Consider the following 13,041-nt stretch of genomic DNA (forward strand, 5'->3'; position numbering starts at 1 on the left):
ATGCGCACCAGTCAATATTTGCTTGCCACACAGAAAGAAACGCCTTCCGATGCCGTCGTGATCAGCCATCAGTTGATGCTGCGTGCCGGCATGATCCGCAAACTCGCCTCGGGCCTGTACACCTGGCTGCCGATGGGCCTGCGGGTCATGCGCAAGGTGGAAGCCATCGTTCGCGAAGAAATGAACGCCGCCGGCTCCCTGGAAGTGTTGATGCCAAGCACCCAACCGGCCGAGCTGTGGCAGGAATCGGGGCGCTGGGAAGAATACGGCCCTGAGCTGCTGCGCATCAAAGACCGTCACGGTCGCGACTTCTGTGCAGGCCCGACCCACGAAGAAGTGATCACCGACCTGATGCGCAACGAGTTGAGCAGCTACAAGCAGCTGCCAATCAACCTGTATCAGATCCAGACCAAATTCCGTGATGAGATCCGTCCACGCTTCGGCCTGATGCGCGGTCGTGAATTCATCATGAAGGACGCCTACTCGTTCCATACCGACCTGGCTTCGCTGCAAGTCACCTACGACCGCATGCACCAGGCGTATTGCAACGTGTTCACCCGCCTGGGCCTGAAGTTCCGCCCGGTTGAAGCCGACAACGGCTCCATCGGCGGTGCCGGCTCCCACGAATTCCACGTACTGGCTGAGTCCGGCGAAGACGACATCGCCTTCAGCAATGGCTCCGACTACGCCGCCAACATCGAGAAAGCCGAAGCCGTGCCACGGGAAACCTCCCGCGCCGCACCGACTGAAGCCCTGCGCCTGGTGGACACGCCAAACGCCAAGACCATTGCCCAGTTGGTGGAAGGCTACAACCTGCCAATCGAACGCACCATCAAGACCCTGATCGTGCGAGCGGAAGAAGCCGGCAAGCTGATTGCCCTGATCGTCCGTGGCGACCACGAGCTCAATGAAATCAAGGCCGCCAACCAACCAGGCGTCGCCAGCCCGCTGGTCATGGCCACCGAAGCCGATCTGCGCGACGCCATCGGCGCCGGTGCCGGCTCCCTCGGCCCGTTGAACCTGCCACTGCCGATCATCATCGACCGCTCGGTGGAGTTGATGAGTGATTTCGCCATCGGCGCCAACCTCGACGACAAGCACTATTTCGGCGTGAACTGGGAACGCGACCTGCCGGTTCCAACCGTCGCGGACCTGCGCAACGTCGTGGCCGGCGACCCGAGCCCGGACGGCAAGGGCACCCTGGAAATCAAGCGGGGCATCGAAGTCGGGCACATTTTCCAGCTGGGCAACAAGTACAGCAAGGCAATGAAGTGCGAAGTGCTGGGCGAGAACGGCAAGCCGGTCACCCTGGAAATGGGTTGCTACGGCATCGGCGTTTCCCGCGTGGTGGCTGCCGCCATTGAGCAGAACAACGACGAGAAAGGCATCATCTGGAGCGACACGCTGGCGCCTTTCCAGATTGCTCTGGTGCCGCTGCGCTATGAAACCGACCTGGTGCGTGAAGCCACCGACAAGCTCTACGCCGAACTGACGGCCGCCGGCTTCGAAGTGCTGCTGGACGACCGCGACAAGAAAACCAGCCCCGGCATCAAGTTCGCGGACATGGAACTGATCGGCATCCCGCATCGGATCGTCGTCAGTGACCGCGGCCTGGCCGAAGGCAACCTGGAATACAAGAGCCGCACCGAGGCCGAGCCGCAAGCGCTGCCAGTCGCCGATGTGCTGTCGTTCCTTCAGGCCCGTATCCGCCGCTGACACCAGATAGAGACGTCATGTTCAAGCGAAACACCTTAGGCCTCGGTGGCGCCGCCCTGTGCGGCGCCCTGCTGGTCAGCGGCTGTGCCAACCAAATGTCACAACGCAGCGAGCACGAAGAGCGGGTCGAGCGCAAATTGCTCGACCACAGCCTGCAGATCGACGTGGGCGAACCCAAGGTGCTCGACCTGCCGCAGCGTCGGGTGCGTATCCATGAGCAGAAGACCTTCGAAGTCACTGAGTTCGAGGTCACTCGCCATTATGATCGCTACACGCCGTACCAACCCTGGCGGGAGATTTACGAGATTCCCTTGGGCGCGGTGGCCGTGGTGGCCGGTGTCGGCGCGAACGTGGTCAATGTGCTCGCCCTCGGCAACCTGCCGGACACCGTGACCCGTGACTGGATCAGCTACGGTTTCGCCGGGCTCAACCCATTCATGAACGTCCCTTCCCATGGCCGTGCCCAGCAGAACCTGGCGGGTATCGACGAAGTCCAGCGCGACAAGCGCACGGAACACTCGAGCCTGCCCTGGAGCGAACGCCCGGTGGAGGTCAAGGCCGCCCGGCAGACCTTCGAGCTGAGCACTGACCGTAACGGCGTGCTGCGCTTGAACCTGCTGGAAAGCCCGTTCGCCGAACAGGACCTGAGCCAGTTCGGCAAATTGCAGATCAGCGTGACCGATGCCCAGGACGAAGTGCACACCGACTCATCCCTGAGCATCAGCAGCACCTTGCGCAGCAGGCTGGTGGAAGCCCACGCGTTGATCTACGACGACCTGGAAGATGACGAGGTGAGCCAGTGGGTGCATCGAGTCAAGCGCCTGTCGGAGCTGGGACTTGAAGAAGAGGCCAGCGAACTGGAACAGAGCCTGATCGAACTGACGCGCAATGATCCGGAGCTGCAAGCCGAATTCATGAAAGCACTGACCAAGGATGGCGGGCGGTTGGTGGCGGATCCTAGCGTTAACTGAGCCCAGCTTGGATTGGTCAACCTCTCTTGCTCCCGCTGGGCTGTAGGAGCTGCCGAAGGCTGCGATCTTTTGATCTTTCGCTTGAGATGCAAGCGTTAGGGGAGAGATCGCAGCCTCGCTTCGCTCGACAGCTCCTACAGGCCCAGCGGGAGCAAACCCCCTCGCCACAAGAGCAAGGCAAGGCATTCAGCCAACCGACAGCCCTACCGCTCAAACAACTCCAACTGCTCAAACCCACCGCGCAAATCCTCCAGCCGCACCCCGATCCCCAATAACCGCACCGGCTTACCACCCCGGTTGAACGCCTGGGTCAGCAGCAACTGGTAGCTGCCCAAGTCCCGCCCTGCCCCGGCCTGCTCCAGCGTGGTCTGGGTGAAGTCGTGGAACTTCACTTTGACGAACGGCTTGCCCGGTCGATAACTGCTGTCGATCCGCGCCATGCGCCCTTTAAGGGTTTCCATCAGCTCCGGCAGCTTGTCGAGACAACTCACCAGGTCGGGCAGGTCGACATCGTAGGTGTTTTCCACACTGATGGACTGCCGTCGGCTGTCGTTGTGCACCAGCCGCACATCGATCCCCCGGGCCAAGCTCCAGAGCCGCTCACCGAAACTGCCAAATTCGCGCACCAGGGCCAACTTGTCCCATTGACGCAACTGCAGGCAATCGACAATGCCGAACCGGTTCAACTTATCGGCGGTGACCTTTCCAACACCGTGGAGCTTGCTGACCGGCAGGGCCGAGACAAAGTCTTCGACCTGGTCGGGTGTGATGACGAACAACCCGTTGGGTTTTTTCCAGTCACTGGCGATCTTGGCCAGGAACTTGTTCGGTGCGACGCCGGCCGACACGGTGATGTGCAACTGGTTGGAAACCCGCCGACGAATGTCTTGGGCGATGCGGGTGGCGCTGCCACCGAAATGGGCGCAGGTGGAGACGTCAAGGTAGGCTTCGTCCAGCGACAGTGGCTCGATCAGGTCAGTGTAATCGCTGAAAATCGTATGAATTTCCTTCGACGCTTCCCGATAGGCCTCCATTCGTGGCTTGACGATGGTGAGGTCCGGACAAAGCTTCAAGGCGTGGCCGGAGGACATGGCCGAGCGCACCCCGTAGGCCCGCGCTTCGTAGTTACAGGTGGCAATCACACCTCGTCGATCCGCCGAGCCTCCCACCGCCAAGGGCTTGCCGGCCAGCCGCGGGTCATCGCGCATCTCGATGGCGGCATAGAAACAGTCACAGTCGACATGAATGATCTTACGTTGCGTCATAATAAAAGAAGCAGAGTGTGCGACGAATCGGGCCACCAGTATCGCACCGGCACCTGTATATAGCACCAGTAGTTTGAAAGATCCTTCGTTGAGACCCGAAAGCACCTACACAAATGTACTTTTTCAATCGCAACGAACCCTTCAATAGAGCTAGAGCCCTTGCCAGGCCTGCGTCACAGCGTTGCCACAATGCATTCTCTCAAGGCTAAGCACTTGAAGCGGAACAGGTTTTTATCGCATCAGGGTTGACAGCGGCGCGATACTCTGTAGAATGCAGCCACACAGACGCGGGATGGAGCAGTCTGGTAGCTCGTCGGGCTCATAACCCGAAGGTCGTCGGTTCAAATCCGGCTCCCGCAACCAAACATCAAAAAAGGCTACTCGAAAGAGTGGCCTTTTTTGTGCCTGTTCGTTTTTTGACTGGCTGATCAGAGAGTCGCCGCCTACGCCTCCCCTACAAGCAACGAGTTGTAGGACAATTTCCTTTAAATTCCGAGCATTTAGGAAGGTACAGGGCGGATCGACGGTTTATTTGAACCCATGGCCTTTTAACGGTTGACACTTGGGCGTTCGCCTGTAGAATGCCGCCACACAGACGCGGGATGGAGCAGTCTGGTAGCTCGTCGGGCTCATAACCCGAAGGTCGTCGGTTCAAATCCGGCTCCCGCAACCAAACATCAAAAAAGGCTACTCGAAAGAGTGGCCTTTTTTGTGCTTGGTGAAAAAAGACTTTATTAAAAATATTTTGTAATTATTTTTTACTGCAGGGATTGGTAACTTAGCTGCATACCCCCATCCTGTCGCGCATAGCTCAAGAGGTGATTGATGCGCGCCCACTCGTCTGACCCGCAAGACTCCGTTACTGCGACACACCCCATCAAGGCCGAGCGACTGAGCTGGCTGGATCGGATCAGCCAATATCGCCAGCCCATAGGCCTCGCCGTCACACTGCTGCTATTTGCAATTGCATTGATTGCCTGCCGCCACCTGCTGAGCGAGCTCGATCTGTACGCCCTGCACGACTCGATTCTGCAAGTGCCCCAGCCAGCCCTCCTCGGCGCGATCGCCGCCACGGTAGCCGGCTTCATCATTCTTTTGGGCTACGAATGGTCCGCCAGTCGTTATGCCGGGGTGACGTTGCCGCCACAAACCCTGGTCCTGGGTGGGTTCACCGCATTTGCCATCGGCAATGCCATTGGCCTGTCACTGCTGTCGGGCGGCTCGGTTCGCTACCGTCTGTATGCGCGTCATGGCCTGGGGGCCTCGGATGTGGGCCACATGACGCTGTTCGCCAGCCTATCCCTTGGCTGCGCACTGCCGCCATTGGCAGCCCTGGCGACACTCAGCAACCTGCCCGCCGCGTCCGCCGCACTGCACCTGCCTGCGACTTTGCTGGGGGCAATTTCCGTGGCGGTGCTGCTGCTCACCAGCGTGTTGGCCATCGGCATTTACCGCCGACGCCTGCCGGAACAGCCACATCGTGACAGCCTTCTGGTTAAAGTCGGGCGCCGTACACTGCGCCTGCCGGGGCGCCGTCTGACCTTCCTGCAACTGGTGATCACCGCGTTGGATGTCGCCGCCGCGGCCACCGTGTTGTATCTGTTGCTGCCCGAGGCGCCGCCGTTCGGCGCTTTCCTGCTGGTGTACCTGCTGGCGCTGGCCGCTGGGGTGCTCAGCCATGTACCGGGCGGCGTCGGGGTGTTCGAAGCGATCCTGCTGGCCGCGTTCGCCGACAAACTCGGGGCCGCGCCACTGGCCGCCGCGCTGTTGCTGTATCGCTTGATCTACGTGCTGCTGCCGATGCTGGCGGCCTGCCTGCTGCTGCTAATCAATGAGGCGCAACGGCTGTTCCAGACGCGTCAGACCCTGCGGGCGGCATCGGGTTTCGCCGCGCCGATCCTGACGGTGCTGGTGTTTCTCTCAGGTGTGGTGCTGCTGTTTTCCGGGGTAACACCGGAAATCGACACCCGCCTGGAGCACATCGGCTTCCTGATCCCTCATCGGCTGGTCGACGCTTCGCACTTCGGCGCCAGCCTGGTGGGCGTGTTGTGCCTGTTGCTCGCCCAAGGCTTGCGCCGTCGCCTGTCGGCCGCCTGGATGCTGACCACGGTTCTGCTCCTGGTGGGCGCCCTGCTCTCGCTGCTCAAGGGTTTTGACTGGGAAGAAGCCACGCTGCTGACCCTGACCGCCGCCCTGCTGGCGATATTCCGACGCTCCTTTTATCGTCCGAGCCGCCTGACTGAGCTGCCCTTTTCCCCGTTATTCCTGATCGCCAGCCTCTGCGTGCTCGGTGCATCGACCTGGCTGCTGCTGTTTGCCTATCAGGACGTGCCCTACAGCCATCAACTGTGGTGGCAGTTCACTCTCGATGCCGACGCTCCTCGCAGCCTGCGCTCCCTGCTGGGCGCCGCAGTGCTGCTGGTGGTGGTGTCCCTGACCTGGCTGCTGCGCACCGCACGGCCGATGATCCAGTTGCCGACGGCGCAAGAACTGGAACGCGCCAAGCCGATCCTCATGACCTCGTCGCAGCCCGACGGCGGCCTGGCCTTGACCGGTGACAAGGCATTGCTGTTTCACCCCAACGACGAGGCGTTCCTTATGTACGCCCGCCGCGGCCGCAGCCTGGTGGCGCTATACGACCCGATCGGGCCGCCCCTGCAACGGGCTGAAATGATCTGGCAGTTCCGCGACCTGTGTGACACCCACCATGCCCGCCCCGTGTTCTATCAGGTACGTGCCGAGAACCTGCCGTACTACATGGACATCGGCCTGACAGCCATCAAGCTGGGCGAGGAAGCCCGGGTCGACCTCAAGCACTTCGATCTCGAAGCCAAGGGCAAGGAGATGAAGGACTTGCGCTACACCTGGAACCGCGGCACCCGTGACGGCCTGTCGCTGGAGATCCACGAACCGGACCAGGCGCCGATAGAGGAGCTCAAGGTCATTTCCGATGCCTGGCTGACCGGCAAGAACGTGCGCGAGAAAGGCTTCTCCCTGGGCCGTTTCAGCGATGATTACCTCAAGCATTTTCGTATCGCGGTGATTCGTTTCGAAGGCCGTCCGGTCGCATTCGCCAATCTGCTGGAAACCCACGCCCATGATCTGGCCAGCCTCGACCTGATGCGTGCCCACCCCGAGGCCCCGAAACTGACCATGGAGTTCATGATGGTCGGCCTCATCCAGCATTATAAAAACCATGGCTACGCCCGCTTCAGCCTCGGCATGGTCCCGCTGTCGGGCCTGCAACCGCGTCGCGGCGCACCGCTGACCCAACGCCTGGGTTCGATGGTGTTCCGCCGTGGTGAGCAGCTCTATAACTTCCAAGGGCTGCGCCGCTTCAAAGACAAATTCCAGCCTGACTGGGAGCCTCGCTACATGGCCGTGCCCGCCGGACTCGATCCGCTGGTGGCACTGGCTGATACCGCCGCCCTGATTGCAGGCGGCCTGACTGGATTGGTGAAACGCTAATGATGCAACGCTCCTGGCGATACCTAGTGACCGCCCTACTGGTGCTGGCGGTAATTCTCGGTGGCGGTTACTGGTACTGGAACCGCCCAGCCCCGCAACCGACCCTGGAACAGCTGGCGCCCGCCGATGGCGTAGCGATGACCCGGGTTATTCCCGGCACCCAGCCGCGCGCCCAGGTGCTGGTGGCGGTCAATGAAGACCAGAAGCTCAGCGACACGCTGTTGACGACCCTAAGCCGCAGCGGCGCGGCACAGATCGTCCAGGTCATTCTGCCCAAGGACTGCATGTTGCAGGGCCGCGCCCTGCAGATTGGTCTGCGGCAGCTCCAAGGGCCAGCCACACTGGTCAGCGGCATCGGCCCTGGCGCTGTGCTGGCCTGGCGCTGGCTGGCCGAGCAAAAGGACGACAAGGCCAAGGCCGTTTCGGTGGACCTGGCCCTGGAAAAACCCGGCTGCACCCACCTGCTGCCTAAAAGCGCAGCCCACGGTCACTGGCTGGTGGCCTGGAATGACAACCCCGACGACACCAGCGCCGGCTTCGTACGCGATCAATCGAATGCCGAGACCAGCATCAGTGACTACGACATCAACCTGCCGCAAGTGCTGAACAACGAACTGCGCAAGATCCTGGTAGGCACTGACAAGGCCAAGGACGGGCTGAGCATTGCGGTGGTGGAAGTCCCAGCCAGCCAGGCGCGGGATACCGTGACCCTGTTTCTCTCCGGAGATGGCGGCTGGCGCGACCTGGACCGCGACGTGGCCGATGAAATGGCCAAGATTGGCTACCCAGTGGTCGGCATCGACACCCTGCGCTACTACTGGCAGCACAAGAGCCCGGAGCAAAGCGCGGCGGATCTGAGCGAACTGATGCAGCACTACCGTCAGATCTGGGGCACCAAGCGCTTTATCCTGACCGGTTACTCCTTCGGCGCCGACGTGTTGCCGGCCATCTACAATCGCCTGCCGACCACCGAACAACAGCGGGTCGATGCGATCATCCTGCTGGCTTTCGCCCGCACCGGCAGCTTCGAGATCGAAGTCGAAGGCTGGCTCGGCAACGCCGGTACCGAAGCCGCCACCGGCCCGGAAATGGCCAAGCTGCCAGCCGAGAAAGTGGTGTGCATCTACGGTGTTGAAGAAGCCGACGAAAGTGGCTGCACCGACAAGACAGCCGTGGGCGAGGCCATCAAGCTGCCTGGCGGCCACCACTTCGACGAGAATTACCCGGCCCTGGCCAAGCGTTTGATCGACGAGATCAACAAGCGGCAGAGCAAGCAGCCGAACAGTGATCTGACGCAGAACTGAGAAAAGCCCCGGCTACCGCAAGGCAACAAGGGCCGTTTGTTTCCGGTTGCTACATCTCCACCTGCGTCCCAAGTTCAATCACCCGGTTCAACGGCAGATTGAAGAAGCGCAGATTGCCGTTGGCGTTCTTCAACATGAAGGCGAACAACGCCTCGCGCCAGCGGGCCATGCCCTCGAGCTTGGAGGCAATGACGGTTTCGCGGCTGAGGAAGTAGGTGGTGCGCATCGGGCTGAAGTCCAGGTCATCGAGATGACAGAGCTTGAGTGCCTGCGGGACGTCCGGCTCGTCGGTGAAGCCGAAGTGCAGGATCACCCGGAAGAACCCTTCGCCATAGGCATCGACGTCGAAGCGCCGCTGCGGCGGTACCCGGGGGATGTCTTCGTACACCACCGTCAGCAGCACCACTTGTTCATGTAGCACCTGGTTGTGCAACAGGTTGTGCAACAGCGCATGGGGTACGGCGTCCGAACGTGCAGTCAGGAACACGGCGGTGCCCTGTACGCGATGGGGCGGCTGCACGCGAATACTGCTGATGAAGATCGGCAGCGGCAAAGCACCTTCGTCCAGGCGTTCTACCAGCAATTGCTTACCGCGCTTCCAGGTGGTCATCAGCACGAACAAGGCGATACCGGCGATGACCGGGAACGCACCGCCCTGAACGATTTTCGGCACGTTAGCGGCAAAGTACAGGCCATCGACCAGCAGGAAACCGATCAATACCGGCACAGCCAGCAGCGGCGGCCATTTCCACAACAGCAGCATGACCGCCGAGACCAGGATCGTGGTCATCAGCATGGTGCCGGTCACTGCCACGCCGTAGGCCGAAGCCAGCGCGCCGGAAGATTCGAAACCCAGCACCAGCAGCACCACGCCGACCATCAGCGACCAGTTCACCGCACCGATGTAGATCTGGCCCTGCTCGGCGCTGGAGGTGTGCTGGATATACATGCGCGGGATGTAACCGAGCTGGATCGCCTGGCGCGTCAGGGAGAATGCGCCGGAAATCACCGCTTGCGAAGCGATCACCGTCGCCAAGGTCGACAGGCCCACCAACGGGATCAGCGCCCAGCTCGGTGCCAACAGATAGAACGGGTTACGCGCCGCTTCCGGGTCACCCAACAACAACGCGCCCTGACCGAAATAATTGAGCAGCAACGCCGGCAGTACCAGCAGGAACCAGGCCCGTGCAATGGGTTTACGACCGAAATGCCCCATGTCGGCGTACAACGCTTCGGCACCGGTCAGCGCCAGCACCACGGCACCAAGAATCGCCACGCCGATGCCCGAATGGACGATGAAGAAACGCACAGCCCAGGCTGGGTTCAACGCCTGCAGCACTTCCGGGTGTTGGCTGATGCCGTAGACACCGAGGGCGCCGAGCACCAGAAACCAGATGACCATGATCGGGCCGAACAGGATGCCGATCCGTGCCGTGCCATGGCGCTGGATGACAAAGAGCCCCACCAGCACGACCAACGACAGGGGCACGACCCAATGGTCGATGCCCTCGAACGCCAGACCAACGCCTTCGATCGCCGAGAGCACGGAAATCGCTGGCGTGATCATGCTGTCGCCGTAGAACAACGCCGCACCGATCAAGCCGCAGATCACCAGCAATTTGCGCAGCCTCGCCCGTCCTGCTGCTGCCCGCCGCGCCAGGGCGGTGAGCGCCATGATTCCACCCTCACCCTGGTTGTCGGCGCGCAGGACGAACATCATGTACTTGATCGACACGACCCAGATCAACGACCAGAAAATCAGCGACAGGATGCCCAGCACCCCATCGTGGTTGACGGGCACGCCATAACCGCCGGAAAACACTTCTTTGAGGGTGTACAACGGGCTCGTGCCAATGTCGCCATAAACCACTCCGACCGCAGCGACCAGCATGCTCAGCGGTTTCGCTACCGAATGCTCGGCACCCGCCGCCTGACTACTTGCATGACCCATCCAACACTCCTGATTCCCAGACCTGTCTGCTTCTAATGAAGCCCTATGCTTTATGAAGCAGCATGCGCTGTTTTTTACATTTAGTTACAGATGTTTTGTTGACTGTAAAAAACAATACCGCGCAAAGCCGCGAAGCATAGCGCAGCACTCGTCGTATTTCCCGGTATAAAGCTGGTCAAGCAGCCCGGCCGCAGATAGAATTGCGCACTTTTTGATCAGAGGCGCGCCAGGCGCCCTGTCTCGGCAAGAGACGATCCCCCCTTACACCGAGGTTAGACATGTCCACCACTACCGCGCCTGCCAATCCAAAGGTTGGCTTCGTATCCCTGGGTTGCCCGAAGGCTCTGGTCGACTCCGAGCGCATCCTGACCCAGTTGCGCATGGAAGGCTATGACGTTGTGTCCACCTATCAGGACGCCGACGTGGTCGTGGTCAACACCTGCGGCTTCATCGACTCGGCCAAGGCCGAGTCCCTGGAAGTGATCGGCGAAGCCATCAAGGAAAACGGCAAGGTCATCGTCACCGGCTGCATGGGCGTGGAAGAAGGCAATATCCGCAACGTGCACCCGAGCGTGTTGTCCGTGACGGGTCCGCAGCAGTACGAGCAGGTGGTCAACGCCGTGCACGAGGTGGTGCCGCCACGCCAGGACCACAACCCCCTGATCGACCTGGTGCCGCCACAAGGCATCAAGCTGACCCCGCGCCACTACGCCTACCTGAAGATTTCCGAAGGCTGCAACCACAGTTGCAGCTTCTGCATCATCCCCTCGATGCGCGGCAAGCTGGTGAGCCGCCCAGTAGGCGATGTGCTCGACGAGGCCCAGCGCCTGGTCAAGGCTGGCGTCAAGGAGCTGCTGGTCATCTCCCAGGACACCAGCGCCTACGGCGTCGACGTGAAATACCGCACCGGCTTCTGGAATGGCGCCCCGGTGAAAACCCGCATGACCGAGCTGTGCGAGGCCCTCAGCACCCTCGGCGTGTGGGTCCGTCTGCATTACGTTTACCCATATCCGCATGTCGACGAACTGATCCCGCTGATGGCCGCCGGCAAGATCCTGCCGTACCTGGACATCCCGTTCCAGCACGCCAGCCCGAAAGTCCTCAAGGCCATGAAGCGCCCGGCGTTTGAAGACAAGACCCTGGCCCGCATCAAGAACTGGCGTGAAATCTGCCCGGACCTGATCATCCGCTCGACCTTCATCGTCGGCTTCCCCGGTGAAACCGAAGAAGACTTCCAGTACCTGCTGGATTGGCTGACCGAAGCCCAGCTCGACCGCGTCGGCTGCTTCCAGTATTCGCCCGTCGAAGGCGCACCGGCCAACGACTTGGACCTGGACGTGGTGCCGGACGACGTCAAGCAGGACCGTTGGGAGCGCTTCATGGCGCACCAGCAGGCCATCAGCTCGGCGCGCTTGCAAATGCGCATCGGCCGTGAAATCGAAGTGCTGGTGGATGAAGTGGACGAGCAAGGCGCCGTGGGCCGCTGCTTCTTCGACGCCCCGGAAATCGACGGCAACGTCTTCATCGACAATGGCAACAACCTCAAGCCGGGTGACAAAGTCTGGTGCAAGGTGACCGACGCCGATGAGTACGATTTGTGGGCTGAGCAGGTCGGTTGACCTGTGAGAGCAAAGCTTGCTCGCGATAGCGCAGTGTCAGCCACTGCAAATGTTGACTGATACTCCGCCATCGCGAGCACGCGTTGCTCCCACAGGCTCTTGCGAAACTCGGTAAAAAATTGAAAGCCCCGCTCTTGCTACAAGATGCGGGGCTTTTTTGCAGCTATCGTATGGAGATATCCAGCACAAGGAACAGGCGGGCATGCGTCAGCATTCGGTCATCCACACACCGAAACCCAGCGATTACCAGGAACTGACCCAGGTGTGGGAGGCGTCGGTACGAGCCACCCACGACTTCCTGCCGGACAGCTACATCGAGCTGCTGAAAAACCTGGTGCTCACCCGCTACCTGGATGCGGTGATGCTCATTTGCACCCGGGACGCGCGCCAGCGGATCACCGGTTTCGCCGGCGTTGCGGCCGGCAAGATCGAGATGCTCTTCATCGACCCGCAGCACCGTGGCCAGGGCCTGGGCAAGCAACTGCTGCGCTACGCCATGGAACACCTGAACGCCGATCAACTGGACGTCAACGAGCAGAACCCGCAAGCCCTGGGCTTTTACCTCAAGCAAGGCTTCGAAGTGGTCGGGCGCTCGGCGAAAGATGGCATGAACCAACCCTACCCGCTGCTGCACATGCGCTACAAGCAGCCCGGCCTGAAGGCTGGACGCGGCTAAAAACGGCATGAGGCAAATGGACCCGCGATTAACCGGCGCCAGGCAGGTACAATGCCCACCCTCTTTTTGTT

General features: G+C 60.9%; 8 protein-coding genes and 2 tRNA genes. 8 read left to right on the plus strand and 2 right to left on the minus strand.

The annotated features are described in order from the left end of the window. Complete coding sequence (locus tag AACY42_RS02565) at positions 1–1,716, plus strand: proline--tRNA ligase (protein WP_339476123.1); 1,716 nt, start codon at positions 1–3, stop codon at positions 1,714–1,716. Positions 1,717–1,733: 17 nt separating this feature from the next. After that, positions 1,734–2,687 (plus strand): hypothetical protein, encoded by a 954-nt coding sequence (locus AACY42_RS02570; protein WP_339476126.1) that lies wholly within the window; start codon positions 1,734–1,736, stop codon positions 2,685–2,687. 203 nt (positions 2,688–2,890) lie between these two features. Here AACY42_RS02570 and dinB read toward each other — a convergent pair whose 3' ends face one another. Further along, positions 2,891–3,952: a DNA polymerase IV gene (gene dinB / locus AACY42_RS02575; RefSeq protein WP_339476128.1), complete on the minus strand. Its 1,062-nt coding sequence runs from the start codon at positions 3,950–3,952 to the stop codon at positions 2,891–2,893. A 286-nt stretch (positions 3,953–4,238) separates the two neighbouring features. Between dinB and AACY42_RS02580 the strand changes: the two genes are divergently transcribed. The 4 genes from AACY42_RS02580 to AACY42_RS02595 all read left to right on the plus strand — a co-directional run bounded on the left by AACY42_RS02580 (position 4,239) and on the right by AACY42_RS02595 (position 8,724). Continuing rightward, positions 4,239–4,315: transfer RNA gene (locus AACY42_RS02580), tRNA-Met, on the plus strand. Between the two features lie 233 nt (positions 4,316–4,548). After that, positions 4,549–4,625: transfer RNA gene (locus AACY42_RS02585), tRNA-Met, on the plus strand. Between the two features lie 152 nt (positions 4,626–4,777). Next, on the plus strand, positions 4,778–7,420 hold the full coding sequence (mprF, locus tag AACY42_RS02590; protein ID WP_339476130.1) for a bifunctional lysylphosphatidylglycerol flippase/synthetase MprF: 2,643 nt from the start codon (positions 4,778–4,780) through the stop codon (positions 7,418–7,420). After that, a complete protein-coding gene (locus tag AACY42_RS02595; protein ID WP_339476132.1) occupies positions 7,420–8,724 on the plus strand; it encodes a virulence factor family protein in 1,305 nt (434 codons plus the stop codon). The genes mprF and AACY42_RS02595 overlap by 1 nt, the downstream gene beginning before the upstream one ends. Positions 8,725–8,773: 49 nt before the next feature. Here AACY42_RS02595 and AACY42_RS02600 read toward each other — a convergent pair whose 3' ends face one another. Continuing rightward, the gene (locus tag AACY42_RS02600; protein WP_445261520.1) at positions 8,774–10,615 is read right to left on the minus strand and encodes a potassium transporter Kup; all 1,842 of its coding nucleotides are present in this window, start codon (positions 10,613–10,615) and stop codon (positions 8,774–8,776) included. Positions 10,616–10,953: 338 nt separating this feature from the next. On the opposite strand from AACY42_RS02600, the gene rimO reads away from it, so the two are divergent. Beyond that, on the plus strand, positions 10,954–12,294 hold the full coding sequence (rimO, locus tag AACY42_RS02605; RefSeq protein ID WP_339476138.1) for a 30S ribosomal protein S12 methylthiotransferase RimO: 1,341 nt from the start codon (positions 10,954–10,956) through the stop codon (positions 12,292–12,294). A 202-nt stretch (positions 12,295–12,496) separates the two neighbouring features. Beyond that, on the plus strand, positions 12,497–12,970 hold the full coding sequence (locus AACY42_RS02610) for a GNAT family N-acetyltransferase (protein WP_339476141.1): 474 nt from the start codon (positions 12,497–12,499) through the stop codon (positions 12,968–12,970). Positions 12,971–13,041 lie beyond the last annotated feature (71 nt).

The organism is Pseudomonas sp. RL_5y_Pfl2_73 (genome assembly GCF_963970515.1).
Classification (GTDB): domain Bacteria; phylum Pseudomonadota; class Gammaproteobacteria; order Pseudomonadales; family Pseudomonadaceae; genus Aquipseudomonas.

Coding starts and splice junctions, on each gene's coding strand:
- AACY42_RS02565 (WP_339476123.1), top strand. CDS start 1: ATGCGCACCAGTCAATATTTGCTTGCCACACAGAAAGAAACGCCTTCC.
- AACY42_RS02570 (WP_339476126.1), top strand. CDS start 1,734: ATGTTCAAGCGAAACACCTTAGGCCTCGGTGGCGCCGCCCTGTGCGGC.
- dinB (WP_339476128.1), bottom strand. CDS start 3,952: ATGACGCAACGTAAGATCATTCATGTCGACTGTGACTGTTTCTATGCC.
- mprF (WP_339476130.1), top strand. CDS start 4,778: ATGCGCGCCCACTCGTCTGACCCGCAAGACTCCGTTACTGCGACACAC.
- AACY42_RS02595 (WP_339476132.1), top strand. CDS start 7,420: ATGATGCAACGCTCCTGGCGATACCTAGTGACCGCCCTACTGGTGCTG.
- AACY42_RS02600 (WP_445261520.1), bottom strand. CDS start 10,615: ATGCTGGTCGCTGCGGTCGGAGTGGTTTATGGCGACATTGGCACGAGC.
- rimO (WP_339476138.1), top strand. CDS start 10,954: ATGTCCACCACTACCGCGCCTGCCAATCCAAAGGTTGGCTTCGTATCC.
- AACY42_RS02610 (WP_339476141.1), top strand. CDS start 12,497: ATGCGTCAGCATTCGGTCATCCACACACCGAAACCCAGCGATTACCAG.